Here is a 25,431-nt window from a genome sequence, read left to right as displayed (position 1 = left end):
AAATCATGCTGCGCGGCACAACCCGGGCGATTGCGGGATGGAAAAAAGCATTTCTTATCCCGAAATTGTTATTTCAAGATATTGATTTAAAACGACTAAAAATTTATCCCGCCCGTCAGCCCGCCCCCTGTCCTGCTCCAGTCGATTTGCCTAGACTCTTATACAAGACCTCACGAACCGGAACGCACCGCTCCCGGCTTCGAGAACAGCCTCAACACCGTCAGAGTCAACCCATCAGGCATCGCACCGCATCAAGGAGCTCATCATGTCGCGACAGCAACAGGCACAGGAACTGCAGCATCAATGGGAAACCGATCCGCGCTGGAAGGGCATCAAGCGCAGCTACTCGGCCGAGGACGTGGTCCGCCTGCGTGGTTCGATCCCGATCGAGCACACGCTCGCCAAGCGCGGTGCGGAAAAACTGTGGAGCCTCGTCAACAACGAGCCGTTCGTCAACGCACTCGGCGCACTGACCGGCAACCAGGCGATGCAGCAGGTGAAGGCCGGCCTGAAGGCGATCTACCTGTCCGGCTGGCAAGTGGCCGGCGACGCGAACGTCGCGGGCGAAATGTACCCGGACCAGTCGCTGTACCCGGCAAACTCGGTGCCGCTCGTCGTGAAGCGCATCAACAACACGCTGACGCGCGCCGACCAGATCCAGTGGTCGGAGGGCAAGAACCCGGGCGACGAAGGCTATGTCGACTTCTTCGCACCGATCGTCGCCGATGCGGAAGCCGGTTTCGGCGGCGTGCTGAACGCGTTCGAACTGATGAAGGCGATGATCGAAGCCGGCGCGTCGGGCGTGCACTTCGAGGACCAGCTCGCTTCGGTGAAGAAGTGCGGCCACATGGGCGGCAAGGTGCTGGTGCCGACGCGTGAAGCGGTCGCGAAACTGTCGGCAGCACGTCTCGCGGCCGACGTGATGGGCACGTCGACCGTGCTGGTCGCCCGCACCGACGCGGAAGCAGCCGACCTGATCACGTCCGACATCGACGACAACGACAAGCCGTTCCTGACGGGCGAGCGCACGGTGGAAGGCTTCTTCCGCACGAAGCCGGGCATCGAGCAGGCAATCTCGCGCGGTCTCGCGTACGCGCCGTACGCCGACCTGGTCTGGTGCGAAACGGGCAAGCCGGATCTCGAGTACGCGAAGAAGTTCGCGGAAGCGATCCACAAGCAGTTCCCGGGCAAGCTGCTGTCGTACAACTGCTCGCCGTCGTTCAACTGGAAGAAGAACCTCGACGACGCGACGATCGCGAAGTTCCAGAAGGAGCTCGGCGCGATGGGCTACAAGTTCCAGTTCATCACGCTGGCCGGCTTCCATGCGCTGAACTACTCGATGTTCAACCTCGCGCACGGCTATGCCCGCACGCAGATGAGCGCGTTCGTCGAACTGCAGCAGGCCGAGTTCGCGGCAGCGGACAAGGGCTTCACGGCGGTCAAGCACCAGCGCGAAGTCGGCACCGGTTATTTCGACGCGGTGACGCAGACGGTCGAACGCGAAGCATCGACCACCGCGCTGCACGGCTCGACCGAAGACGAGCAGTTCTTCGACGGCAAGAAGGTCGCGTAAGCCGCAAAGCACGACGCGCCACGCGTCATGCCGATGCCCGCCCCGTCTCGCGACGGCGCGGCATCGGCCACCGAACAACAATCAGGGAGGAGACGGCAGGCGCGCGATACCGATCGCGCGACCGGCCGCGCGGCCTGCGGGCCGCCAGCAACGACGCGCGCCGGCTCCGTCCGGCGCGCCCTTTTTCCAGGGCGCCGCCCTACCGATACACGATCACCGGAATTTTCGTATGGGTCAGCACGCGCTGCGTCTCGCTGCCGATCAGCAAGCTGCCGAGCCCGCGGCGTCCGTGGGACGCCATGAAGATCACGTCGCAGCCGCCGCGTTCGGCCGCCTCGATGATGCCGAGATACGGCGACGGATGCACGCTCGTCCAGGTGTCGCAATCGACGCCGGCCGCCTTCGCGGCCGATTCGACCTCGTCGAGGTGCGCACGCGCCTCGCGCTCGCTGCGCGCCCGAAAATCGGCGGGCGGCTCGATGATCACTTCGGAAAACGGCGAGTACGGATACTGCGGCAGGCACGCGTAGGCCGTGACCCGCGCACCGACCGCGCGCGCCAGGTCGATCGCGCCGTCGATCGCCTTCTGCGACAGTTCGGAACCGTCGGTTGGAACGAGGATGTGCCGGAACATCGCGCCCTCCTTCGTCAATCGCACTCCGCGCGCCGCGCTTCCGGGCGGTCCGGCTGCGTCGCGTGGGGCATGCCTGTTTCGATTGTAGGACGTGAAAGCACGCGGCCGGGCTGCGCAGCGGGTTCGCCCTCATATCGGAAACACGCGGGCACGCGCGGCCTACTCGCCCCAATATCCGGGCTGCTCGTACGTGTGCTTCAGGCAATCGAGAAACAGCCGCACGCGCAACGGCAGATGCCGGCGCTGCGGAAACACCGCGTGAATGCCGATCGGCGGGGCCGCAAATGCGTCGAGCACGCTGACGAGCCGGCCGGCCGCGATGTCCTCGCCGACCTCCCACCACGAACGCCACGCCAGGCCGTGGCCCGCGAGGCACCACTCGTGCAGCACCGCGCCGTCCGAGCATTCCATCGTGCCGTTCACGCGGATCGACACGACCTTGCCGTCCTCCTGGAATGTCCAGCCGCGTTGCTGGTTCGCGTTTGCCGCGAGCGCGAGGCAGTTGTGCCGCGCCAGATCGGCGAGCGTGACCGGCGTGCCGCGTCGAGCCAAATACGCGGGCGAAGCGACACACACGCGGCGATTCTCGCCGAGCTTCAGCGACACGAGCGACGAGTCGGGCAGCTCGCCGAGCCGCACCGCGCAATCGAACCCCTCGTTGACGAGGTCGACCATGCGGTCGGACAGGTCGAGCGTGACCGATACATCCGGATGCCCGACGCTGAATTCGGGCACGAGCGGCGCGACGTGCCGTCGGCCGAAGCCGGCCGGCGCCGAGATGCGCAGGTGGCCGCTCGCCTTGACGCCGCCGGCGGACACGCTCGCCTCCGCGTTCTGCATGTCGTTGATGACGCGCTGGCAATCCTCGAGGAACGCCGAACCCTCGAACGTCAGCGTGAGCTTGCGCGTCGTGCGCACCAGCAGCTTCACGCCGAGCCGCTCCTCCAGCGCGTCGAGCCGGCGGCCGATGATCGCCGGCGCGACGCCTTCCGCGTGCGCGGCCGCCGACAGGCTGCCCTTTGCCGCGACCGCGGCGAACGTTTCGATCTGCTTGAACCGGTCCATGACTCGCACGGGCGGCGCCGCCACCCTTCAACTAGCTTGAACCGCTCAAGATTAGGTAGATAAAAGTAAAAGATCAAGTGATGTTTAGCGTCTTTTTTAGCACATACGATCACGAATAGAATTCACCTGACCTCTGAAACTGGAGCGCAAGGCTATGTCGGCCACAACGACACTCTCCTCTCCCGACGCCATCCTCTTCGACGCATTCGGCACGTTGTTCGACGTGCGTGCGGTCCTGGCCGCGGCGGAACAGATGTTTCCCGGTCACGGGGAACGGTTGTCGCAGTTGTGGCGACGCAAGCAAATCGAATACTCGCAACTGCGCACGCTCGCTGATCCGGCCGGCGCCCGCTATCGCCCGTTCCGGGACATCACGCTCGACGCGCTGCGGTTCGCCGCGCGCCGGCTCGGGCTCGCGCTGAACAGCGCGGCCGAGAAGCGGCTGATGGACGAATACGCGTGCCTGTCCACCTATCCCGATACGGTGCCGGCGCTGCGCAAGCTGCGCGCGCTCGACCCGCGCCCGCCGCTCGGGATCCTGTCGAACGGCACGCCGCAGATGCTCGACATCGCGATCAAGAGCGCCGGCATGTCCGGGCTGTTCGATCGCGTGCTGTCGGCCGACACCGTGCGCGCGTACAAGCCGAGCCCGGCCGCCTACGCGCTCGGCACCGACGCGTTCGGACCGAACCGGCGCGGCATCGTGTTCGTGTCGTCGAACGCATGGGACGTCGCCGGCGCCGTCTGGTTCGGCTACACGACGTTCTGGCTCAACCGCACGGGCGCACCCGCCGAGGAACTCGGCGCGCCGCCCGACGGCACCGGCACCGGCATGGCCGACCTGCTCGCATTCCTCGCCACCCCGGCTCCGTCCGGCAGACCCGCAAACCGCACGCGCCCCAGCCCGGGTGCATGACGTTCGCAGCGCTGCCGCCTTCCCCCTTCACCGAAACCGCAACTGACCGACCAAGGAGATGAGACTCATGAGCACCCCGATCACGCTGCCGCAAGGCATGGCGATCACCGGCGAAATCAAGCCGGGTTACGAAGCAATCCTGACGCCTGAAGCGCTCGCACTCGTCGCCGCGCTGCACCGCACGTTCGAGCCGCGCCGCCAGGCGCTGCTGCAGGCGCGCGTCGAGCGCACGAAACGCCTCGACGCGGGCGAGCGCCCCGACTTCCTGGCCGAGACGAAGGCGATCCGCGAAGGCGACTGGAAGGTCGCGCCGCTGCCGGCCGACCTGCAATGCCGCCGTGTCGAGATCACCGGCCCCGTCGAGCGCAAGATGATCATCAACGCGCTGAACTCGGGCGCCGATTCGTACATGACGGACTTCGAGGATTCGAACGCGCCGAGCTGGACGAACCAGATCGACGGCCAGATCAACCTGAAGGACGCGGTGCGCCGCACGATCTCGCTCGAGCAGAACGGCAAGTCGTACCGGCTGAACGACAAGGTCGCCACGCTGATCGTGCGTCCGCGCGGCTGGCACCTCGACGAGAAGCACGTGACGGTCGACGGCCAGCGCGTGTCCGGCGGCATCTTCGATTTCGCGCTGTTCCTGTTCCACAACGCGAAGGAACTGCTCGCGCGCGGCTCGGGCCCGTACTTCTACCTGCCGAAGATGGAAAGCCATCTCGAGGCGCGCCTGTGGAACGACATCTTCGTCGCCGCACAGGAAGGCGTCGGCGTGCCGCGCGGCACGATCCGCGCGACGGTGCTGATCGAGACGATCCTCGCCGCGTTCGAGATGGACGAAATCCTGTACGAACTGCGCGAACACAGCTCGGGCCTGAACGCCGGCCGCTGGGACTATATCTTCTCGGCCATCAAGAAGTTCAAGAACGACCGCGACTTCTGCCTCGCCGAGCGCTCGAAGATCACGATGACGGTGCCGTTCATGCGCGCGTACGCGCTGCTGTTGCTGAAGACCTGCCACAAGCGCAACGCGCCGGCGATCGGCGGGATGAGCGCGCTGATCCCGATCAAGAACGATCCCGAAGCGAACGACAAGGCGATGGGCGGCGTGCGCTCGGACAAGCAGCGCGACGCGACCGACGGCTACGACGGCGGCTGGGTGGCCCACCCGGGCCTCGTGCCGATCGCGATGGAAGAGTTCGTGAAGGTGCTCGGCGACAAGCCGAACCAGATCGCGAAGCAGCGCGACGACGTGCAGGTCGAAGGCAAGAACCTGCTCGACTTCCAGCCGGAAGCGCCGATCACCGAAGCCGGCCTGCGCAACAACATCAACGTCGGCATCCACTACCTCGGCGCATGGCTCGACGGCAACGGCTGCGTGCCGATCCACAACCTGATGGAAGACGCGGCCACGGCCGAAATCTCTCGTTCGCAGGTGTGGCAATGGATCCGCTCGCCGAAGGGTGTGCTCGACGACGGCCGCAAGGTCACCGCCGAACTCGTGCGTGAACTCTCGAAGGCCGAGCTCGACAACGTGAAGCGCTCGGTCGGCGGCAACACACAGCCGTACGAGCGCGCCGCGGCGATCTTCGAGCAGATGTCGACGTCGGAAGGCTTCACCGAATTCCTGACGCTGCCGCTGTACGAGGAAATCTGACGTCGCTGCCCGCCTCGATCGGGGCCGGCCCTGCGTCGGCGCCGGTCGCGTGCGGTGACGGCATCAAAAAAACGCCCCACGGGGCGTTTTTTCTTTTTGCGGCAGGCCGCTACCGCGGCTGCCGCGCAACCGGTCAGACGGCTTCCCGCTCGCGCCGGTGCTGAACCCAGTCGCCCGACGCAATGCGCGGACGCCCGGCAATCGCGTGCGCGGCGACCGGATAGTAAAGGCACGCGTACTGCCGCCCGCCGAGCTCGACGGTCACGTCTTCCGGCTTGAACAGCGAGTCGACGCCCGGATACACGCGCTCGATCTCGTCGAGCACGGGAACGAGCCGGTCGTCGACCTCGTAGACGTCGCCCCACACCAGCGACTTGCCGGCCGACCCGGCAATCATTCCCGGATATGTACCGAAATCGTACAGTTCGCCCGGCAGCGCGGCGGCACCGAGCAGCGTCGGCGCGGCAATCCCGTGCCTGGCGGCCGCGTGGCCGATGTCGTTGGCCTCCCCGTTTCTCAGGGTGCCGTAGACGAATACGTAGCGCATCGTGGTTCTCCTCTTTGATTCGTAGGGTGCCGTGTTCGCACGCGATGCGTGGCGATATCGCCCGCGCATCGATAGACCACGATACCGGCCGGATGGTTCGAGCCCGCCAGCGCGCCCGGCCCCGGGGCAGTCCGGAAATCGCCGGAGCCCCACACAAAGTTCATTTGAACGCGGCATGATCGCCCGACAAACCGCCGCATGCACTTTCGCGGCGCCTTCTACAATAACGGCATCGCCGCCGCGCTGCCCGAATCGTCCATGAACCCGCCGTTCCAAGCCGACGTACCGAACCCGTACGTCATCGACATTCCGCCCGAATTCGCGCCGACCGCCGTCCATCCGATGCGCGTGCGCGCGCGGCAGGTCGATACCGGCCATCGCATCCCGCTGCATACGCATGCGTGGGCGCAGCTCGCGTACGCGTCGCGCGGCGTGTTGCGCGTCGCGACGACCGGCACGACCTGGATGGTGCCGCCATCCCGCGCGATCTGGGTGCCGCCGAGCGTGACGCACGAGGTCGTGATCGTCGAAGAGGCATATTTGCGCACGCTGTATATCGACGAGTCGATCGTGCCGGACGGGCTCGACGCGTGCCGCGTCGTCGAAGTGACGGGGCTCCTGCGCGAACTGATCGTCGCACTCGACGCGCGCGACCTGAGCACCACGCGCGAGCGCCTGCTGTGCGGACTCGTGCTCGATGAGCTGAGTCACGCCGAGCCGCTGCCGCTCGCGGTGCCGATGCCCGACGAAAAAAGGCTGCGCATGCTGTGCGAATCGGTCCTCGCGCACCCGGCCCACGCGGAGTCGCTCGAGCATTGGGCCGGCGAGGTCGGCGCGAGCACGCGCACGATTTCGCGGCTCTTCAAGCAGGAACTGGGGGTGAGCTTTTCGCAGTGGCGCCAGCAGGCGCTGCTCGCGCGGGCCATTCCGCTGCTGAACCAGGGGCGCCCGCTGTCGCATATCGCGCGCGAACTCGGCTACCAGAGCCAGAGCGCCTTTTCGGCGATGTTCAGGCGTGCATTCGGCGAAAGCCCGCGCGCATTCATGCTGCGCGGCTATGAGCATCGCGGCCCGGAAGGCAGCCGCGCGGACGACGAAACCCCGGACGACGACGCGATCGACGCTGCCCGCTGAACGCGTCGCTTCATGTCGTCAGGACTTCAGACCGGTCGCACCATGTGGCGGATCGAGCCCAGTTGCGCGAGCCGCGACCCGGCAACCTGATAGCCCATGCGCAGGTAGAGACGCGCGGCCGGATTGTCGACGAACACGCGCAGTTGCAGTTCGTGCAGCCCGCGCGCACGCGCCCAGCGGTGCGACATGTCGAGCATGTAGGTGCCGGCGCCCTGCCCGCGATGACCGGCCGCGATCTGCACGTCGCGGATGTGCAGCGAGTCGCCTTCCTCGGTCACGCGCAGCACGCCGATGCGCTCGCCATCGGCCTCGAGGATGAAGTTCTCGGATTCGCGCCAGCTCGCGTAGAACAGGTCGCTGCGCCACACGAGCCCATGGCGCTTGTAGTAGCCGCCCATGTTGCCGTGCGTCAGCGCCTCGGCAAACGGAAAATCGCCAGCCTCCGCGGGCCGGAGCTGATACAGGAGTCGCAGGTCGGTCGGATCGAGCATCGCGCAGGGGTCAAGAACGCATCCCGCCACGATAGCGCAGTCGCGTGCGGATGCAATCGCGGATTTCTCGTAGCGGCTCGACGCCGGATGACCGGAGGTTACGCGGCCAGCGGGCGCAACCGGAAACGCGAATGAAAAAGCCCGCACAAGGCTTCTTCATTTTCTGGCGGAGCGGACGGGACTCGCCTACATACCGCAGGCCGCGGCTGCGCTTGCAAGCGCAGCCCTTCGAGTCCCGCCGGAAGCTGCGCAGGCAGCATTCTCCACTCCGCAGTCACGCGCCCGCAAGCGGGCGCAACGGACGATGCAAATGAAAAAGCCCGCACAAGGCGGGCTTCTTCATTTTCTGGCGGAGCGGACGGGACTCGAACCCGCGACCCCCGGCGTGACAGGCCGGTATTCTAACCGACTGAACTACCGCTCCAGTCTTGCTACTTGCCTGGCAGGCGTCGGTTGCTTCCTGCCGGCGCATCGTTTGTTCGAACGACGCCGAAATCTGGCGTCCCCTAGGGGATTCGAACCCCTGTACTCACCGTGAAAGGGTGATGTCCTAGGCCTCTAGACGAAGGGGACAACGTACTGCTTACATCTTTAATGCAAAAGCCCGTTCAAAAATCGTTCTTTGAACGGGCTTCGTTCTGGCGGAGCGGACGGGGCTCGAACCCGCGACCCCCGGCGTGACAGGCCGGTATTCTAACCAACTGAACTACCGCTCCAGCTTTCTTGCTCACACCTGCAGGACATCGTCACGTTCCTGCAGGTGTTGCGACACTTCGATGAAACGCCGCTGAATCTGGCGTCCCCTAGGGGATTCGAACCCCTGTACTCACCGTGAAAGGGTGATGTCCTAGGCCTCTAGACGAAGGGGACAACGTACTGCTTACATCCTTAATACAAAAGCCCGCTCAAAAACGTCTTGAACGGGCTTCGTTCTGGCGGAGCGGACGGGACTCGAACCCGCGACCCCCGGCGTGACAGGCCGGTATTCTAACCGACTGAACTACCGCTCCAGCTTTCTTACCCTCACCCGCAGGACGTCGGTTACGTTCCTGCAAGCGTTGCGACATTTCTACGAAACGCCGCTGAATCTGGCGTCCCCTAGGGGATTCGAACCCCTGTACTCACCGTGAAAGGGTGATGTCCTAGGCCTCTAGACGAAGGGGACAAAATCTTTTCAGATTTGTCTGACTTTCGCTATTCACTTTTCAATCAACAGCGAAGGCCGAAATTCTAACTGCTTTAAATCATTTTGTGAAGCATTTATTACTACCCGTGCTTCGCAAATCAACTCAGCTTGTTCTGATGGTGGAGGTAAGCGGGATCGAACCGCTGACCTCTTGCATGCCATGCAAGCGCTCTCCCAGCTGAGCTATACCCCCTTGCAGAACAGAAATGAGATTATATGGAGCTACTTTGAACTTGTAAATACCCTTTTTGCGATTCGAGCGAAATTTTTTGCGAAGCTGCCGCGATGTCACGCACGGGCAGCTTCGCTCGCCCTCGAACCTCAGGCCAGCGCCGCCTCGATGCGCGACACCGCGACATCGCGACCGAACAGCACGAGCACCGCATCGATCGACGGTGTATGCGTCGTACCCGCCACCAGCAGACGCACCGGCATCGCCAGTTGCGGCATCTTCAGCTTGTGCGTGCCGAGCGTCGACTTCAGCGCGGCGGACACGGCCTCCTTCGTCCAGTCGGCCGCCTTCAGCGCCGCGACGAGATCGGCCAGCGCCGGACGCACTGCATCGGTCACGTGCTGCGCGAGCGCATCGGCTTCCGGTGCCGGCACACGATAGAACATCGCGGCGCCTTCCGCGATCTCCTTGACCGTCGTCGCACGATCCTTCATCAGCCCGACCACCGCTTCGAGCGCAGGGCCCGTCGCGATCGCCGCATCGTCGATGCCGAGGGCGGAGAGGAACGGCTTCGCCAGTTCGGCAAGGCGTGCGTTGTCGGCTTCCTTGATGTAATGCGCGTTCAGCCAGCTCAGCTTGCTGTGGTCATACTGCGCGGGCGATTTGCCGAGATGCTCGAGATCGAACCATTCGACGAACTGCTCGCGCGAGAAGATCTCCGCGTCGCCGTGCGACCAGCCGAGGCGCGCGAGATAGTTGACGACGGCTTCAGGCAGGAAGCCCGCGTCGCGATACGCCATCACGCTCATCGCGCCATGCCGCTTGCTCATCTTCTCGCCCTGCTCGTTCAGCACGGTCGGCAGGTGCGCATAGACGGGCGGCTCGCCGCCGAGCGCGTTCAGGATGTTGATCTGGCGCGGCGTGTTGTTCACGTGGTCGTCGCCACGGATCACGTGCGTGATGCCCATGTCCATGTCGTCCACAACCACGCAGAAGTTGTAGATCGGCGTGCCGTCCGGGCGCGCGATCACGAGGTCGTCGAGCTCCTCGTTCGAGATCTCGACACGCCCCTTCACCGCGTCGTCCCACACGACCGTGCCGGTCAACGGATTTCGGAAACGCAGCACCGGCTTCACGCCGGCCGGCGGCTCCGGCAGCACCTTGCCGGGTTCCGGACGCCACGTGCCGTCGTAGCGCGGCTTCAGGCCGGCCTCGCGCTGGCGTTCGCGCAGCGCGTCGAGCTCCTCGGCCGACATGTAGCACGGGTACGCGAGACCCTTCTCGAGCATCTGCGCGAGCACCTCGCGATAGCGGTCCATCCGCTGCATCTGGTAGATCGGGCCTTCGTCGAAATCCAGGCCGAGCCATTGCATCCCTTCGAGAATTGCATCGACCGCTTCCTGCGACGAGCGCTCGACGTCGGTGTCCTCGATGCGCAGCACGAACGTGCCCTTCATCTTGCGGGCGAACGCCCACGGATAGAGTGCGGAGCGGATGTTGCCGAGGTGGATGAAGCCGGTGGGGCTCGGCGCGAAGCGGGTACGGACAGGACGGGTCATAAACGGTAACTCGAACGCCTGGGGCGCATGAATGATTCGACGCGGGATCGACGGCGGCAGCCCGGACAGCAACGGGGCCGGCGACGCCCGGAACGGGAAAGAAGCCGGAATTATACTCGCGCCGGACATCGCGCCAAGCGCGCCGCTTGCTTTATGATGTGCGCGCCGCGGCCGCCAGCCGGCGCGGCGCCGGCCGCACGGAACCGCTGCGCGGCCGCTCGGAACCTATCGCCGCCGCGGGCCGTGACACCCGCCGCCAAGCCGCCGGAGAACCATTCGATGTCGTCCCCTCGCCTGTCGCGCCGCCACTTCACGATCGCCGCCGCGTCCGCCAGCCTCGCCGCCTGCACGTCGTTCGGCGACAAATCCCGCCCCGGCGCCGCACTGCCACAGGAAAAGCCGGTGAAGATCGGCATCGCCCTCGGCGGCGGCGCCGCGCGCGGCTTCTCGCACATCGGCGTGCTGAAGGCGCTCGAGGCGCGCGGCATCCCGATCGAGATCGTCGCGGGCACGAGCGCGGGCTCGGTGGTCGGCGCACTCTATGCATCGGGCATGAGCGCCCTTCAGATCAACAAGATCGCGCTCGACATGGACCAGGCGGCGATCAGCGACTGGGCGCTGCCGTTCCGCTCGCGCGGGCTGCTGCAAGGCGTGGCGCTGCAGAACTTCCTGAACAAGACACTCAACAACCGGCCAATCGAGAAGATGGCGAAGCCGCTCGGCATCGTCGCGACCGATCTGCAAAACGGCCAGCCGATCCTGTTCCAGCAAGGCAACACGGGGCTCGCGGTGCGTGCATCATGCAGCGTGCCGTCGGTGTTCGAGCCGGTGAAGATCGGCAACCGCGAGTATGTCGACGGCGGCCTCGTGAGCCCGGTGCCGGCGTCGTATGCGCGCAAGATGGGCGCGAGCTTCGTGATCGCGGTCGACATCTCGTCCCGGCCGGACGGCGCGGCAACCAACAACCCGATCGAGATGCTGCTGCAGACCTTCACGATCATGGGCCAGACGATCAAGACCTACGAACTCGACAAGTACGCGGACGTCGTGATTCGCCCGAACCTCAACGCGATGGGCGGCAGCGACTTCAACCAGCGCAACGCGGCGATTCTCGCGGGCGAGGAAGCCGTCGCGCGCATCATGCCGGAACTGCAGCGCAAGCTCGCGGCAGCACGCGGCGTGGCGGCCGCGTAACGCACGCGACGCGCAGGCCGGCGCGCGCCGCCGGCCCGCCAACGGCGCAACGGTTTTCAGCCGGCCGTTCGCGCCGCCCCAAAACAAAAAACCCTGCCGCCTTTCGGTGACAGGGTTTTTTCGATCCGGCCGGACCGGCCGTCGAACGTCAGTTGTTGCCGTTCGCCGAATCGTCGCCGATCGTCGCGCGCACGCGCTGACGCAGGTCTTCCGGCTTCATCGGGAACTCCGATTCGAGCCGGCGCGCGCCGGTGAAACGCTTTTCCCAGTAGCCGCTGTCGAGATCGTCGACGCGAATGGTGCTGCCCGTCGACGGCGAGTGCACGAACTTGTTGTCGCCGATGTAGATGCCGACGTGCGAGAACGTACGGCGCATCGTGTTGAAGAACACGAGGTCGCCCGGCTTGAGGTTGCTCATGCTCACCTTCTCGCCGACGCGGCTCATCTCTTCCGCACGACGCGGCAGCGACATGCCGAGGGTGTCCTGGAACACGTAGCGCACGAAGCCGCTGCAGTCGAGGCCCGAATCCGGCGAGTTGCCGCCCCAGCGATAACGCACGCCGATCATGTTCAGCGCGCCGACGACCACGTCGCCCGCCTTGCCGGCCATGCCCGCGAGGAACGACTTCGCGCCGCCGCTCGACGACGGCTGTGCGCTAGTCTGCTGGAGGGAGGCACTCGACGCGTTCTGCGTCGAATTCGTGACATTCTGGTTAAAACTGCTGACTTCGTCGGCGAAAGCGCCGGGTGCTGCTGCGAACAGGGCGCCGATGAACAGCCCGGCGATGGTGCGCGCGCATGCCTGGGTCAGGGATCGATGCTGCATTGGTCGATGGAATGTGCTTAAAAATCAGCTGATTGGCGGAAAATTTCGGTCGATACTAGCCAGCGCGTAATCGTTTGTCAAAACAAATTAATAAATACAATCGAGATAGTCAGACCATTGGCCGCCTATCACGCTTTCCAGACCGCTTTCAACAGCTTTTGTGTGTAAGGATGTGACGGTCTGGCGAAGATGTCGGCCACCTCCCCCGACTCGACGACGGCCCCGTCCTGCATCACCGCGACGCGGTGCGCCATCGCCCCGATCACCTCCAGGTCATGGCTGATGAAGACATAGCCGAGGTTGTATTTCTGTTGCAAATTCGCGAGCAGTTTCAGCACCTGCTGCTGGATCGACACGTCGAGCGCGGACGTCGGCTCGTCGAGGATCAGGATGCGCGGCTCCAGCACCAGCGCCCGCGCGATCGCGATCCGCTGGCGCTGCCCGCCCGAGAATTCGTGCGGATAACGGTGCAGCACCGTGCGGTCGAGGCCGACTTCGCGCAGCACCGCGAGCGACTTCTCACGCCGCGCGTCGGGTGTCATGTCCGGGCGATGCAGCTCGAGCCCCTCGCCGACGATCCGCTCGATCGTGTGACGCGGCGAAAGCGAACTGAACGGATCCTGAAAGACGACCTGCATGTTCGAGCGCAGCGCGGTCTGTTCGCGGCCGCGATAGGTCGACAGCGCGCGCCCCTGGAATTCGATCGTGCCGCCGGCCGTCTTCTGCAGGCCGAGCAGCGCCATCGCGAGCGTCGACTTCCCCGATCCCGATTCGCCGACGATGCCGAGCGTCTCGCCCTGCCGCACCGACACCGACACGTCGGCTACGGCCGTCACCGGCACCGAGCCGAACCAGCCCGCGATGCCCGGCCGCTTGCGTGCGAACTGCACGCTCACGTGCTGCGCGTCGAGCACGACGGGCGCGATCGGCATCACCGGCGTGACCGCGCGTTGCGGCCGGCTGTTCAAGAGCCGCTGCGTGTACGGATGCTCGGGTTCCGCGAAGATCCGTTCGACGGGCCCGCTCTCGACGAGCCGGCCGTGCTCCATCACCGCGACACGATCCGCGAAGTGCCGCACGAGATTCAGGTCGTGCGTGATCAGCAGGATCGCCATCCCGCGCTTTTCCGCCTCCTCGCGCTGCAGTTCCAGCAGCAGGTCGACGATCTGCGCGCGGATCGTCACGTCGAGCGCGGTGGTCGGCTCGTCGGCCAGCAGCAGGCGCGGCCGGCAGGCGAGCGCCATCGCGATCATCGCGCGCTGGCGCTGACCGCCCGACAACTGGTGCGGATAGCTGTCGACGCGCTTCTCCGGCTCCGCGATGCCCGTGCGCGCGAGCAACGCGATCGCGCGCTTGCGCGCCTCGACCGCCGAGACGCCGTCGTGCAGCACGATCGTCTCGCCGATCTGCACGCCGATCGTATACAGCGGGTTGAGCGCGGTCATCGGCTCCTGGAAGATCATCGCGATGTCCGAGCCGCGCAACCCGCGCATCTCGCGCTCGCTCTTGGCCATCAGGTCCTGCCCCGCGAAGCGGATCGCGCCGCTCACGTCGGCGTCGCGCAACAGCCGCAGGATCGACAGCGCGGTCACGCTCTTGCCCGACCCCGACTCGCCGACCAGCGCGACGCGCTCGCCGCGGCCGATCGCGAGCGTCACGTCGTCCACCGCGACCGTGTCGCCGAAGCGCACATGCAGATGCTCGAGCGCCAGCAGCGGCTCAGCCTGCGTCGATACGACCGGTTCGCTCATCGCTGGCCTCCCGCCGCGCGCACCGAATCGGCGATCCGCGTGTCGAGTGCATTGCGCAGCGCATCGCCCATGAAGGTCAGCAGCAGCAGCGTCGCGACCAGCACGCCGAAGGTCGACAGCGAGATCCACCACGCGTCGAGGTTGCCCTTGCCTTGCGCGAGCAGTTCGCCCAGGCTCGGGGTCGGCGGCGGCACGCCGAGCCCGAGGAAATCGAGGCTCGTGAGCGCGAGGATCGAGCCGCTCATCCGGAACGGCAGGAACGTGATCACCGGCGTGAGACTGTTCGGCAGCACGTGGCGCCAGATGATCTGCCAGTTCGTGAGGCCCATCGCGCGCGCCGCGCGCACGTAGTCCTGCGTGCGGTTGCGCAGGAATTCCGCGCGCACGTAGTCGGCGAGTCCGATCCAGCCGAACAGCGACAGCAGCACGATCAGCAGCAGGAAGCTCGGCTCGAAGATCGACGCGAAGATGATCAGCAGGTACAGCTCCGGCAACGAACTCCAGATCTCGATCAGCCGCTGCCCGACGATGTCGATGCGCCCGCCGAAGAAGCCCTGCACGGCGCCCGCGGCGATCCCGAGCAGCGTGCCGATCACGGTCAGGATCAGCCCGAACTCGACCGACACGCGGAACCCGTACACGAGCCGCGCCAGCAGATCACGCCCCTGCGCGTCGGTGCCGAGCCAGTTCGCGCGGGACGGCGGCGCGGGGTTCGGCACGTTCGAGAAGTAGTTCAGCGTGTCGTAGTAGTAACGGTTCGGCGGGTAGACGACGAAGTTGCCGGGCGCCTCGAGCCGCTTGCGCACGTATGGATCGAGATAGTCGGCCGGCGTCGGGAAGTCGCCGCCGAAGGTCGTCTCCGGATACGCGTGGAACAGCGGGAAATAGTACTGGCCGTCGTAACGCACGACGAGCGGCTTGTCGTTCGACCACAGCGGCGCCGCCACGCTCACGGCGAACGCCACGAAAAAGATCACGAAGCTCCAGTAGCCGAGGCGTTGCTGCCGGAAGCGCTGCCATACGCGGCGCGCGGGCGACGGCGACACGCGGGCGCGCGCCGCGTCGATGCGGGAGGACACGACGGCCCGGTTCATCGCGCACCTCGCCCGGTGACGCCGGGCATGCAGACGGACGGTTTCATGTCAGCGCTCCAGGGTGTCGAATTGAATGCGCGGATCGACCCACACATAGCAGAGATCGGAGATCAGCTTGGTCGCGAGCCCGATCAGCGTGAACAGATAAAGCGTGCCGAGCACGACCGGATAGTCGCGCCGCACGACCGACTCGTACGACAGGAGCCCCAGGCCGTCGAGCGAGAACAGCGTCTCGATCAGCAGGCTGCCGGTGAAGAACGCGCCGATGAACGCGGCCGGAAAGCCGACGATCAACGGCAGCATCGCATTGCGAAACACGTGCTTCCACAGCACGTTGCGCTCGGAAAGCCCCTTCGCACGCGCGGTCAGCACGTATTGCCGGCGGATCTGGTCGAGGAACGCATTCTTCGTCAGCATCGTGACGACCGCGAAGCTGCCGACGACCGACGCCGTGATCGGCAGCGCGATGTGCCACAGATAGTCGAGCACCTTGCCGACGAGCGACAGCTGCGCGAAGTTGTCCGACGTGAGCCCGCGCAGCGGGAACAGCTGCCAGAACGAGCCGCCGCCGAACAGCACGAGCAGCAGCACGCCGAGCACGAAGCCCGGAATCGCATAGCCGACGAGCACGACGAGGCTCGTCGCGACGTCGAACGGCGAACCGTTGCGCACGGCCTTCGCGATGCCGAGCGGCACCGATATCAGGTACGTGAGGAAGAACGTCCACAGCCCGATGCTGATCGACACGGGCAGCTTCTGCACGACCAGCGACCACACGCTCTGGTGGCGAAAGTAGCTTTCGCCGAGATCGAAGCGCGCAAAACGCTTGAGCATCAGCCAGTAGCGCTCGAGCGGCGGTTTGTCGAAGCCGTACAGCGCCTTGAGCTGCGCGAGCTGCTGCGCGTCGACGCCGGTGTGCGCACGCATCCCGAACGGCACCGCACCCTGCTCCGTCGCGCCCTTGCGCAATTCCTGCACGGCCTGTTCGACGGGGCCGCCCGGCACGAACTGGATCACCGCGAACGTGAGGGTCAGCACGCCGATGAGCGTCGGGATCATCAGCAGCAAGCGTTTGAGGATGTAGCTCCACATAGGGCGTCGACTCGCGATCGGTAGGCGGGATGGGACGTCAGGGCGGCGTGGTTCAGTGATCGGGCTTCGCCCACCACGTCGACACGACCCAGCCCTCGGCCGAATAGTACAGCGGCAGCGTCTGCGGATAGGCAAGCGTGCGCTTGTACGCGACCCGGTGCGTCGTGCTGTACCACTGCGGGACCGCGTAGTAGCCGTGCATCAGCACGCGGTCGAGCGCGTGCGTCGCGTCGAGCAGGTCTTCGCGCGTCTGCGCGGTACCGAGCGCGTGCAGCAGCGCGTCGACGGCCGGCGACTTCAACCCGATGAAGTTGTCGGAGCCCGGCTCGTCGGCGAACTTGCTCGCGTAACGCGAGTATTGCTCGGCACCCGGCACCTGCACGCCCGGCAGGCGGATCGTCGTCATGTCGTAGTCGAACGCGTCGAGACGCTTTTGCAGCAGCGCGAAATCGGCCGTGCGAAAACGTGCATCGATGCCGAGCTTCGCCAGGTTGCGCTGGTACGCCGCCACGATCCCTTCCATTGCCGCGCCGGAATCGTCGAGGATCTCGAACGTGAACGGCTCGCCCTTCGCGTTGCGCAACGCGCCGTCCCGATAGGTCCAGCCGGCCTGCGCGAGCAGTGCGCGCGCCTTCAGCAGGTTCGCGCGCAGCGAGCCCGGCGGATTCGTGTTCGGCTGCGTGACCACCGGACCGAACACGGCCGGGTCGAGCTGCGCGCGCAGCGGCTCCAGCAGCTTCAGCTCGCCGGGGCCCGGCGTGCCGGTCGCCTGCAGGTCGGTGTCGGCGAAGTAGCTGTTCATCCGCGTGTAGGCGCTGTAGAACAGCTGGCGGTTCAGCCATTCGAAGTCGAACGCGAGGTCGAGCGCCTGGCGCACGCGCACGTCGCGAAACAGCGGCCGGCGCAGGTTCATGAAGAAGCCCTGCATGCCGGCGCCGTTATGCTGGCGGAATTCACGCTTGACGAGCTCGCCGTTGTCGAAGCGCTTGCCGACGTCGCGGCGCGTCCAGTTGCGCGCGATGTACTCGACGAGCACGTCGTATTCGCCGGCCTTGAACGCCTCGAGCCGCGCGACGCCGTCGCCGTACAGCTTGTAGACGATCCGCTCGAAGTTGTTGGTGCCCACCCGCACCGGCAGGTCGGCGCCCCAGTAGGCCGGGTTGCGTCGGTAAGTGATCGTCCGGCCGTTGTCGTAATGGTCGATCAGGTACGGGCCGCTGCCGATCGGCTGCTCGAACGCGAGCTGGTCGAACGGGATGCGCGAGCCGTCCGCGCGTAATCCCCACTTGCGGGAAAACACCGGCACGCCGCCGGCGATCAGCGGCAGTTCGCGGTTCGCGCTGCGGAACTCGAAGCGCACGGTGGCCGGATCGACGACCACGGCCTTCGCGATCTCCGCGAAATACGCGGCGAACTGCGGCGCGGCCTGCTTGCTCTTCAGCGTGTCGAACGAGAACTTGACGTCGTCGGCGGTGACGCGCTCGCCGTTCGAGAAGCGCGCGCGCGGATTCAGGTGGAACGTGACCGACCGGCGATCCGGCGCGATGTCGATGTCGTCGGCGAGCAGCCCGTATGCCGAGGCCGGCTCGTCCGAGCTGCCGGTCGCGAGGCTCTCGAACAGCATGTCGATGCCCGGCGCCGGGTTGCCGCGCATCGTGAACGGGTTGAACTTGTCGAACGAGGTCAGCCGGTTCGGGTTCGCCAGCACGAGCGTGCCGCCCTTCGGCGCATCGGGGTTGACGTAGTCGAAATGCTTGAAGCCCGGCGGATACTTCGGCTCGCCGTACTGCGCAATGGCGTAGGCCGCGTGCGCAGCAGTCGCGGCCAGCACCGCTTGCAGCACGAACACCGCGGCCGTGCGGCCGGCAGTTCGTACCGCACGGCGGACGCGCGCGGCGGCGGCCCGGGGCGAACCCTTCGTCATAGAGGCCCTGTCGGTCGAATGAGGGGAGTAACGAGGGACGATTCTACCCATTCAAGCCAGCGAGCCAAAAGAAAACCGCCACGCGGGCGGTTTCTTCACGAGCGGATCGGGGGCGCGCATCAGGCGGGCGCGCCCTGCCGATCAGCGCCAGCCGTTGTGGCGGCCGTTGTCCCAGTGGCCACGATCGCCACGATCGCCCCAGCCACGGCCGTGATGGCGATACCACTCGTCACGGCCCCAGTAGCGGCGGCCGTCCCAGTAGCGGTCGCCGTGCCAGCCGATCACGATGGCCGGCCCCGGCGCATACACAGGGGCCGGCGCGTAGACCGGCGCAGGCTGATAGACGACCGGCGGCGGAGGCGGCGGCGCATACACGGGTGCGGGCGCGACGTAGACCGGCGCCGGAACGCCGAGATTGATCCCGACATTGACTCCCGCCATTGCTGCGCCCGACACGAGCAAGGCCGTCATACCGGTCAAGAGCGAGGCAACACGCAAGGTCTTCATGGATTCCTCTTCTGGTTGTTTCATGTGTGATTCGACTATAACGGCAAGCGCCGTCTCCGCATATTTCCACTTTGTAAGAACTGATGCGCCGCGTCGCAACGGTCAGCCCGCGCTAACGTCTTGTAACAATCGACGCCCGCCCCGCCCCCTCACGCCCCATTCCTAAAACATCTTTCATCCTGCGCCGCGCTCCGCGTTAAGCGGCGCCACGCACACTGCGCGAGCCGAACCGGGCGCCCGCCGCGCTTCGGCACTTCGCTGACAGGCCGGCGCCCCGCGCCGGCGGAGACCTCGCCGATGCTGAAACTCGTCCGACTCGCGCTTGCGCGCCCCTATACGTTCATCGTCCTCGCGCTGCTGATCCTGATCGCGGGGCCACTCGCGGCGCTGCGCACGCCGACCGACATCTTCCCCGACATCCGGATTCCGGTCATCAGCGTGGTGTGGAACTACGCGGGCCTGCAGCCGGCCGACATGGCCGGGCGCATCGTCACCTACTACGAGCGTACGCTCGGCACGACGGTCAACGACGTGGCGCACATCGAGTCGCAATCGTTCCGCAGCTTCGGGATCGTCAAGATCTTCTTCCAGCCGAGCGTCGACATCCGCACCGCGACCGCACAGGTCACGTCGATTTCGCAGACCGTGCTCAAGCAGATGCCGCCGGGCACCACGCCGCCGCAGATCCTCAACTACAACGCGTCGACCGTACCCGTGCTGCAGCTGGCGCTGACGAGCGACACGCTGAACGAACAGCAGCTCGGCGACTACGCGACCAACGTGATCCGGCCGCAATTGCTGTCCGTCGCGGGAGTCGCGATTCCGTCGCCGTACGGCGGCAAGGTGCGCCAGGTGCAGATCGATCTCGATCCGCAGGCGCTGCAGGCCAAGGGGCTGTCCGCGCAGGATGTCGCGACCGCGCTGGCGCAGCAGAACCAGATCATCCCGGCCGGCACGCAAAAGATCGGCGGCTTCGAGTACAACATCCGGCTCAACGACAGCCCGCTGACCATCGACGAGCTCAATGCGCTGCCGATCCGGAGCGTGAACGGCGCGGTGATCTTCATGCGCGACGTCGCGCACGTGCGCGACGGTTATCCGCCGCAGGGCAACATCGTGCGCGTCGACGGCCGGCGCGCGGTGCTAATGAGCGTGCTGAAAAGCGGTTCGGCGTCGACGCTCGACATCATCTCGGGCGTCAAGGCGCAGTTGCCGCGCATCGAGGCGACCCTGCCGCCTTCGCTCAGGCTCGTCGTGATGGGCGACCAGTCCGTGTTCGTCAAGGGCGCCGTCAGCGGCGTGGCGCGCGAAGGCCTGATCGCCGCCGCGCTCACGTCCGCGATGATCCTGCTGTTCCTCGGCAGCTGGCGCTCGACGCTGATCATCGCCGCGTCCATTCCGCTCGCCGTGCTGGCCGCGATCGCGGCGCTCGCGGCCGCGGGCGAGACGCTCAACGTGATGACGCTCGGCGGGCTCGCGCTCGCGGTCGGCATTCTCGTCGACGATGCCACCGTGACGATCGAGAACGTGAACTGGCATCTCGAACAGGGCAAGGCGGTGCGCGATGCGATCCTCGACGGCGCGTCGCAGATCGTCGCGCCGGCCTTCGTGTCGCTGCTGTGCATCTGCATCGTGTTCGTGCCGATGCTGCTGCTCGACGGCGTGGCCCGCTTCCTGTTCGTGCCGATGGCCGAAGCCGTGATCTTCGCGATGATCGCGTCGTTCGTGCTGTCGCGCACGTTCGTGCCGATGATGGCCCGCTACCTGTTGAAACCGCATGCCGCGCATCCGGTGGCCGCGCTCGCGCCGCACGGCGCGCCGTTCCCGCCGCCACGTGCGCGCAATCCGCTCATCGCGTTCCAGCAGGGGTTCGAGCGCCGCTTCGCGGCACTGCGCGCCGGCTACCGCGTCGTGCTCGGCCTCGCACTCGTCCACCGCACGCGTTTCGTCGCGCTGTTCCTCGCGGCGGTCGCCGTGTCGTTCGTGCTGGTGCCGTGGCTCGGCCGCAATTTCTTCCCGTCGGTCGACGCGGGCGAAATCGCGATTCACGTGCGCGCACCAATCGGCACGCGCATCGAGGAAACGGCCGCGCTGTTCGACCACGTCGAGCAGACGGTGCGCGGCGTCGTGCCGCCGCACGCGATCGCGAGCATCGTCGACAACATGGGGCTGCCGAACAGCGGGATCAACCTCACGTACAGCAACAGCGGCACGATCGGCCCGCAGGACGGCGACATCCTCGTGTCGCTCACGGGCGACCACGCGCCGAGCGCCGACTACGTCAAGCAGTTGCGTACGCGGCTGCCGCGCGCGTTTCCCGGCGTGACGTTCTCGTTCCTGCCCGCCGACATCGTGAGCCAGATCCTCAACTTCGGCGCGCCCGCGCCGATCGACGTGCAGGTGACGGGCCCCGATCGTGCCGCCAATCGCGCCTATGCCACCGAGTTGTTGCGGCGCATCCGCAGCGTGCCGGGGGTGGCCGACGCGCGCGTGCAGCAGGCGTCGACCTATCCGCAGTTCACGGTATCGGTCGACCGCACGCGCGCCGCGCAACTCGGCATCACCGAGCAGGACGTCACCAATGCCGTGGTCGCCAGCCTGTCCGGCACGAGCCAGGTGTCGCCGACCTACTGGCTCGATCCGCACAACGGCGTGTCGTATCCGATCGTCGCGCAGACGCCCCAGTACCGGATGACGTCGCTGGCGGACCTGCGCGCGCTGCCCGTCACGGGCCGCTCGGGTGCGCCGCAACTGCTCGGCGGGCTCGCGACGATCGTGCGCGGACAGACCGACGCGGTCGTGTCGCACTACGACATCGCCCCGCTGTACGACATCTTCGCGACGACGCAGGATCGCGATCTCGGCGCGGTCAGCGCCGACATCGAACGCGTGCTGCACGCGAGCGCGGCTGGGTTGCCCAAGGGGTCGCGCGTGACCCTGCGCGGCCAGGTGCAGACGATGAACGGCGCATTCGGCGGGCTGCTCGCGGGCCTCGCCGGCGCGGTCCTGCTGATCTACCTGCTGATCGTCGTCAACTTCCATTCGTGGCGCGACGCGTTCGTGATCGTGAGCGGCCTGCCCGCGGCGCTCGCCGGCATCGTCTGGATGCTGTTCGTCACGCGCACGCCGCTGTCGGTGCCGGCCCTGACGGGCGCGATCCTGTGCATGGGGGTCGCGACCGCGAACAGCATCCTCGTCGTGACTTTCGCGCGCGAACGGCTCGCGCACACCGCCGATGCGGCCGTCGCCGCGCTCGAAGCCGGCTTCACGCGCTTTCGGCCCGTGATGATGACCGCGCTCGCGATGATCATCGGCATGGCGCCGATGGCCCTCGGTCTCGGCGACGGCGGCGAGCAGAACGCGCCGCTCGGCCGCGCGGTCATCGGCGGCCTGCTGTGCGCGACCGTCGCGACGCTCGTGTTCGTGCCCGTCGTGTTCAGCCTCGTCCACCGGCGCGATCGCGCGCCTCGTTCCGAATCCCTGCCCCTCACTCCGGGAGAACAGCATGTCCACTGAATTCGACGTCCGCCCCCCGGGCACGCCGCGCTACCTGAAACCGCTCGCGATCGCGGGCGCCATCGCCGCGCTCGCCGTCGCGGCGGCCGGCGTCGTCGCCCGCCTGCACGATGCGCACGCGGTCGCCGCCTGGACCGTGCAACAGGCGATCCCGACCGTCGCGACGGTTGCGCCCCAGCCGGCCGCGGCCGATGCGCTGGTGCTGCCCGGCCGGCTCGATGCGTACGTCGACGCACCGATCTATGCGCGCGTGCCCGGCTACCTGCACGCGTGGTACGCCGACATCGGCGCGCATGTGAAAGCCGGCCAGTTGCTCGCGTCGATCGACACGCCCGATCTCGACCAGCAATTGCAGCAGGCACGCGCGGACCTGCAGAGCGCGAGCGCGAACGAACGGCTTGCGGCCATCACGGCCGCCCGCTGGGCCGAGATGCTCGCGCAGGATTCCGTCTCGCAGCAGGAGGCCGACGAGAAACGCAGCGACCTCGACGCCAAACGCGCGGCCGTCGCGGCGAGCACCGCCAACGTGCGACGGCTCGAAGCGCTCGAATCGTTCAAGCGTCTCACCGCGCCGTTCGACGGCATCGTGACGGCCCGCAAGACCGATGTCGGCGCGCTGATCGACGCGGGCAGCGGCAACGGCGCCGAGCTCTTCACCGTCTCGGACGCGCGGCGGCTGCGACTGTACGTCCACGTTCCGCAAGACGACGCGGCCGCGATCCGCGCAGGCATGCATGTCGCGCTGACCGTGCCCGAGCGTCCCGGCATGACGTTCGACGCCACGCTCGCGGATTCCGCCCAATCGATCGATCCGGCTTCCGGCACGCTGCTCGCGCAGTTCTCGATCGCCAACCCGGCAGGCACGCTGTTTCCCGGCGAGTACGCGCAGGTGCGGATCGCGATGCCCGGCGCCGCGCATGCGCTGTCGATTCCGGCAAGCACGCTGATCTTCCGCCACGACGGGTTGCAAGTCGCCGTACTCGATGCAACCGGGCATGCGCGGTTGCGCAACGTATCGATCGCGACCGATCTCGGCACGCGTGTCGAGATCGCATCGGGGCTCGCGGCCGCCGACCGCGTGATCGACAATCCACCCGATTCGCTCGCGGACGGCGACCCCGTGCGTATCGCCGGCACCACGGCGACGGAGCGGGCGCATGGCTGACCGTCTGCTCGCTGTATGGCTGGGCAGCGTCGCGCTGCTCGCCGGCTGCTCGTTGGCGCCGGCGTATCGCACGCCGGCCGTTCCGGTGCTGACCGCGTTTCGCGAGACGGGCGCGTGGGTCGATGCCGTACCAGCCGATCGTCTGCCGCGTGACGGCTGGTGGCGCGTGTACGGCGACGCGACACTCGACCGGCTCGAACCGCTCGTCGCACGCGCGAATCCCGACCTGGCCGCCGCCGTCGCAAGGCACGACGAAGCCGCCGCGCTGTTCGACGAGGCGCATGCGGCGTTACTGCCGACCGTGGGCATCGATGCCGAGACCGACCGCGACCGTCAGTCCGCTCGCCGGCCGCTGCGCGGCAGCGGTCAGCCGGACACCTATGAGTCGAACACGCTGGAAGCGGGATTCGGCTACGACGTCGACCTGTGGGGCAAGGTCCGCAACGCGGTTGCGGCCGGCCGCGACGACGCGCAGGCGGCCGACGACGACCTCGCGTCGGTCCGGCTCAGCCTGCAGGCCGCCGTCGCCAGCACCTACTTCGACTTGGCGGGGCTAGACCGTGAAGCGGACACGCTCGCGCAAACGATCGACACGTACCGCCGTGCGTGGCTACTGACGGTCAGCCGCCATCGAGGCGGCCTCGCATCGGGACTCGACGTTTCGCGTGCGCAAACGCAACTCGCGCTCGCGCAGGCGCGTGCGTCCGACATCGCCGCGCGGCGCGCGCTCGACGAGCATGCGATCGCAGCACTCGTCGGGGAATCCGCGTCGACGTTCTCGCTGCCGCCCGTTGCGGCGCTGCCGGGCGTGCCGTCGATTCCGACGGGACTCGCGTCGACGCTGCTCGAACGCAGGCCGGACGTCGCCGCCGCCGAACGCCGCGTCGCGGCCGCGAACGCGCGAATCGGCGTCGCACGCGCCGCGTACTTTCCCGACCTGTCGCTCGGCCTCGACGCCGGATTCCAGAGCGATACGTTTTCGCCGTGGCTCGCCGCGCCCAACGAGATCTGGTCGATCGGGCCGCGTCTCGCGATGACGCTGTTCGACGGGGGCCAGCGTGCCGCCGGCGTACGCCATGCGCGCGCGCAGCTCGCCGAACAGGGCGCGCGCTACCGCGCGGTCGTGCTGCAGGCGTTCCGCGACGTCGAGGACGATCTCGCGCAGTTGCACCGCCTCGGCGACGAATCGGACCAGGACGACGCGGCGCTCGCCGCGGCGCGGCACTCACTTGCGCTGGCGATGTCGCGCTATCGCGACGGCGCGGTCAACTATCTCGACGTGGTCACCGCGCAGACGACCGAACTCGATACGCAGATCGCGGCGCTCGACGTCGACGCCCGACGCCTGCAGGCATCCGTCGGGCTCGTGCGCGCGCTCGGCGGCGGCTGGCACGACGCGCGTTCATGAACGTTTCTTCATCGGCG

19 protein-coding genes and 7 tRNA genes are annotated in these 25,431 nt (G+C 66.8%); 8 read left to right on the top strand and 18 right to left on the bottom strand.

Going from position 1 to position 25,431, the window contains the following annotated elements; all coding sequences use genetic code 11:
• Positions 1-265: 265 nt before the first annotated feature.
• Positions 266-1,573 (top strand): isocitrate lyase, encoded by a 1,308-nt coding sequence (gene aceA, locus CFB34_RS30435; protein WP_089440459.1) that lies wholly within the window; start codon positions 266-268, stop codon positions 1,571-1,573.
• A 199-nt stretch (positions 1,574-1,772) separates the two neighbouring features.
• Here the strand turns inward: aceA and CFB34_RS30430 are convergent, their stop codons facing one another.
• Positions 1,773-2,207: a universal stress protein gene (locus CFB34_RS30430; RefSeq protein WP_031399397.1), complete on the bottom strand. Its 435-nt coding sequence runs from the start codon at positions 2,205-2,207 to the stop codon at positions 1,773-1,775.
• Positions 2,208-2,366: 159 nt separating this feature from the next.
• On the bottom strand, positions 2,367-3,272 hold the full coding sequence (locus CFB34_RS30425) for a LysR family transcriptional regulator (RefSeq protein WP_089440460.1): 906 nt from the start codon (positions 3,270-3,272) through the stop codon (positions 2,367-2,369).
• A 154-nt stretch (positions 3,273-3,426) separates the two neighbouring features.
• On the opposite strand from CFB34_RS30425, the gene CFB34_RS30420 reads away from it, so the two are divergent.
• Both CFB34_RS30420 and aceB read left to right on the top strand, forming a co-directional pair.
• Positions 3,427-4,188: a haloacid dehalogenase type II gene (locus CFB34_RS30420; RefSeq protein WP_011352491.1), complete on the top strand. Its 762-nt coding sequence runs from the start codon at positions 3,427-3,429 to the stop codon at positions 4,186-4,188.
• 67 nt (positions 4,189-4,255) lie between these two features.
• Positions 4,256-5,848: a malate synthase A gene (gene aceB, locus CFB34_RS30415; protein WP_089440461.1), complete on the top strand. Its 1,593-nt coding sequence runs from the start codon at positions 4,256-4,258 to the stop codon at positions 5,846-5,848.
• Between the two features lie 133 nt (positions 5,849-5,981).
• On the opposite strand, the gene CFB34_RS30410 is transcribed toward aceB, so the two are convergent.
• Positions 5,982-6,395, bottom strand: coding sequence for a gamma-glutamylcyclotransferase family protein (locus tag CFB34_RS30410; protein WP_089440462.1), 414 nt, complete (start codon positions 6,393-6,395; stop codon positions 5,982-5,984).
• A 258-nt stretch (positions 6,396-6,653) separates the two neighbouring features.
• Here CFB34_RS30410 and CFB34_RS30405 point away from each other — a divergent pair, with 258 nt between their 5' ends.
• On the top strand, positions 6,654-7,529 hold the full coding sequence (locus CFB34_RS30405) for a helix-turn-helix transcriptional regulator (RefSeq protein WP_089440640.1): 876 nt from the start codon (positions 6,654-6,656) through the stop codon (positions 7,527-7,529).
• 26 nt (positions 7,530-7,555) lie between these two features.
• On the opposite strand, the gene CFB34_RS30400 is transcribed toward CFB34_RS30405, so the two are convergent.
• The 9 genes from CFB34_RS30400 to gltX form a co-directional block, all read right to left on the bottom strand.
• Positions 7,556-8,020 (bottom strand): GNAT family N-acetyltransferase, encoded by a 465-nt coding sequence (locus CFB34_RS30400; protein ID WP_027787064.1) that lies wholly within the window; start codon positions 8,018-8,020, stop codon positions 7,556-7,558.
• Positions 8,021-8,367: 347 nt separating this feature from the next.
• Positions 8,368-8,444 (bottom strand) — tRNA-Asp (locus CFB34_RS30395).
• Between the two features lie 73 nt (positions 8,445-8,517).
• A tRNA-Glu gene (locus tag CFB34_RS30390) sits at positions 8,518-8,593 on the bottom strand.
• 66 nt (positions 8,594-8,659) lie between these two features.
• Positions 8,660-8,736, bottom strand: a tRNA-Asp gene (locus CFB34_RS30385).
• A gap of 78 nt (positions 8,737-8,814) precedes the next feature.
• Positions 8,815-8,890 (bottom strand) — tRNA-Glu (locus CFB34_RS30380).
• Between the two features lie 63 nt (positions 8,891-8,953).
• Positions 8,954-9,030, bottom strand: a tRNA-Asp gene (locus tag CFB34_RS30375).
• Positions 9,031-9,109: 79 nt separating this feature from the next.
• Positions 9,110-9,185: transfer RNA gene (locus tag CFB34_RS30370), tRNA-Glu, on the bottom strand.
• A 138-nt stretch (positions 9,186-9,323) separates the two neighbouring features.
• Positions 9,324-9,399, bottom strand: a tRNA-Ala gene (locus tag CFB34_RS30365).
• A 128-nt stretch (positions 9,400-9,527) separates the two neighbouring features.
• Positions 9,528-10,937, bottom strand: a complete 1,410-nt coding sequence (gene gltX / locus CFB34_RS30360; protein ID WP_089440463.1) for a glutamate--tRNA ligase — start codon at positions 10,935-10,937, stop codon at positions 9,528-9,530.
• 279 nt (positions 10,938-11,216) lie between these two features.
• On the opposite strand from gltX, the gene CFB34_RS30355 reads away from it, so the two are divergent.
• Entirely contained in the window at positions 11,217-12,131 is a 915-nt protein-coding gene (locus CFB34_RS30355) for a patatin-like phospholipase family protein (protein WP_089425949.1), read from the top strand.
• A gap of 148 nt (positions 12,132-12,279) precedes the next feature.
• On the opposite strand, the gene CFB34_RS30350 is transcribed toward CFB34_RS30355, so the two are convergent.
• From CFB34_RS30350 to CFB34_RS30325, 6 genes are all read right to left on the bottom strand, one after another.
• Positions 12,280-12,957, bottom strand: a complete 678-nt coding sequence (locus CFB34_RS30350; RefSeq protein WP_089440464.1) for a C40 family peptidase — start codon at positions 12,955-12,957, stop codon at positions 12,280-12,282.
• Between the two features lie 128 nt (positions 12,958-13,085).
• A complete protein-coding gene (locus CFB34_RS30345; protein WP_089440465.1) occupies positions 13,086-14,708 on the bottom strand; it encodes a dipeptide ABC transporter ATP-binding protein in 1,623 nt (540 codons plus the stop codon).
• Entirely contained in the window at positions 14,705-15,802 is a 1,098-nt protein-coding gene (locus tag CFB34_RS30340) for an ABC transporter permease (protein ID WP_046546014.1), read from the bottom strand. The genes CFB34_RS30345 and CFB34_RS30340 overlap by 4 nt, the downstream gene beginning before the upstream one ends.
• Before the next feature lie 48 nt (positions 15,803-15,850).
• Positions 15,851-16,894 (bottom strand): ABC transporter permease subunit, encoded by a 1,044-nt coding sequence (locus CFB34_RS30335; RefSeq protein WP_089440466.1) that lies wholly within the window; start codon positions 16,892-16,894, stop codon positions 15,851-15,853.
• A 52-nt stretch (positions 16,895-16,946) separates the two neighbouring features.
• Positions 16,947-18,818: an extracellular solute-binding protein gene (locus tag CFB34_RS30330; protein WP_089440467.1), complete on the bottom strand. Its 1,872-nt coding sequence runs from the start codon at positions 18,816-18,818 to the stop codon at positions 16,947-16,949.
• Between the two features lie 141 nt (positions 18,819-18,959).
• Positions 18,960-19,325 carry a hypothetical protein gene (locus CFB34_RS30325; protein ID WP_089440468.1) on the bottom strand — a complete coding sequence of 122 codons (366 nt, stop codon included), beginning with the start codon at positions 19,323-19,325 and terminating at the stop codon, positions 18,960-18,962.
• Between the two features lie 297 nt (positions 19,326-19,622).
• On the opposite strand from CFB34_RS30325, the gene CFB34_RS30320 reads away from it, so the two are divergent.
• From CFB34_RS30320 to CFB34_RS30310, 3 genes are read left to right on the top strand one after another with little or no spacing between them, the layout of a single operon-like run.
• The gene (locus CFB34_RS30320; protein WP_089440469.1) at positions 19,623-22,841 is read left to right on the top strand and encodes an efflux RND transporter permease subunit; all 3,219 of its coding nucleotides are present in this window, start codon (positions 19,623-19,625) and stop codon (positions 22,839-22,841) included.
• The gene (locus CFB34_RS30315) at positions 22,831-24,006 is read left to right on the top strand and encodes an efflux RND transporter periplasmic adaptor subunit (RefSeq protein WP_089440470.1); all 1,176 of its coding nucleotides are present in this window, start codon (positions 22,831-22,833) and stop codon (positions 24,004-24,006) included. Before CFB34_RS30320 ends, CFB34_RS30315 begins: the two co-directional genes overlap by 11 nt.
• On the top strand, positions 23,999-25,414 hold the full coding sequence (locus CFB34_RS30310) for an efflux transporter outer membrane subunit (RefSeq protein WP_089440471.1): 1,416 nt from the start codon (positions 23,999-24,001) through the stop codon (positions 25,412-25,414). Before CFB34_RS30315 ends, CFB34_RS30310 begins: the two co-directional genes overlap by 8 nt.
• Positions 25,415-25,431 lie beyond the last annotated feature (17 nt).

It is taken from the genome of Burkholderia sp. HI4860 (assembly GCF_002223045.2).
GTDB lineage: Bacteria > Pseudomonadota > Gammaproteobacteria > Burkholderiales > Burkholderiaceae > Burkholderia.
The sequence above is the reverse complement of the archived record's forward strand: the minus strand, read 5'-3'. Positions and strand labels throughout refer to the sequence as shown.

Coding starts and splice junctions, on each gene's coding strand:
- aceA (WP_089440459.1), top strand. CDS start 266: ATGTCGCGACAGCAACAGGCACAGGAACTGCAGCATCAATGGGAAACC.
- CFB34_RS30430 (WP_031399397.1), bottom strand. CDS start 2,207: ATGTTCCGGCACATCCTCGTTCCAACCGACGGTTCCGAACTGTCGCAG.
- CFB34_RS30425 (WP_089440460.1), bottom strand. CDS start 3,272: ATGGACCGGTTCAAGCAGATCGAAACGTTCGCCGCGGTCGCGGCAAAG.
- CFB34_RS30420 (WP_011352491.1), top strand. CDS start 3,427: ATGTCGGCCACAACGACACTCTCCTCTCCCGACGCCATCCTCTTCGAC.
- aceB (WP_089440461.1), top strand. CDS start 4,256: ATGAGCACCCCGATCACGCTGCCGCAAGGCATGGCGATCACCGGCGAA.
- CFB34_RS30410 (WP_089440462.1), bottom strand. CDS start 6,395: ATGCGCTACGTATTCGTCTACGGCACCCTGAGAAACGGGGAGGCCAAC.
- CFB34_RS30405 (WP_089440640.1), top strand. CDS start 6,654: ATGAACCCGCCGTTCCAAGCCGACGTACCGAACCCGTACGTCATCGAC.
- CFB34_RS30400 (WP_027787064.1), bottom strand. CDS start 8,020: ATGCTCGATCCGACCGACCTGCGACTCCTGTATCAGCTCCGGCCCGCG.
- gltX (WP_089440463.1), bottom strand. CDS start 10,937: ATGACCCGTCCTGTCCGTACCCGCTTCGCGCCGAGCCCCACCGGCTTC.
- CFB34_RS30355 (WP_089425949.1), top strand. CDS start 11,217: ATGTCGTCCCCTCGCCTGTCGCGCCGCCACTTCACGATCGCCGCCGCG.
- CFB34_RS30350 (WP_089440464.1), bottom strand. CDS start 12,957: ATGCAGCATCGATCCCTGACCCAGGCATGCGCGCGCACCATCGCCGGG.
- CFB34_RS30345 (WP_089440465.1), bottom strand. CDS start 14,708: ATGAGCGAACCGGTCGTATCGACGCAGGCTGAGCCGCTGCTGGCGCTC.
- CFB34_RS30340 (WP_046546014.1), bottom strand. CDS start 15,802: ATGAACCGGGCCGTCGTGTCCTCCCGCATCGACGCGGCGCGCGCCCGC.
- CFB34_RS30335 (WP_089440466.1), bottom strand. CDS start 16,894: ATGTGGAGCTACATCCTCAAACGCTTGCTGCTGATGATCCCGACGCTC.
- CFB34_RS30330 (WP_089440467.1), bottom strand. CDS start 18,818: ATGACGAAGGGTTCGCCCCGGGCCGCCGCCGCGCGCGTCCGCCGTGCG.
- CFB34_RS30325 (WP_089440468.1), bottom strand. CDS start 19,325: ATGAAGACCTTGCGTGTTGCCTCGCTCTTGACCGGTATGACGGCCTTG.
- CFB34_RS30320 (WP_089440469.1), top strand. CDS start 19,623: ATGCTGAAACTCGTCCGACTCGCGCTTGCGCGCCCCTATACGTTCATC.
- CFB34_RS30315 (WP_089440470.1), top strand. CDS start 22,831: ATGTCCACTGAATTCGACGTCCGCCCCCCGGGCACGCCGCGCTACCTG.
- CFB34_RS30310 (WP_089440471.1), top strand. CDS start 23,999: ATGGCTGACCGTCTGCTCGCTGTATGGCTGGGCAGCGTCGCGCTGCTC.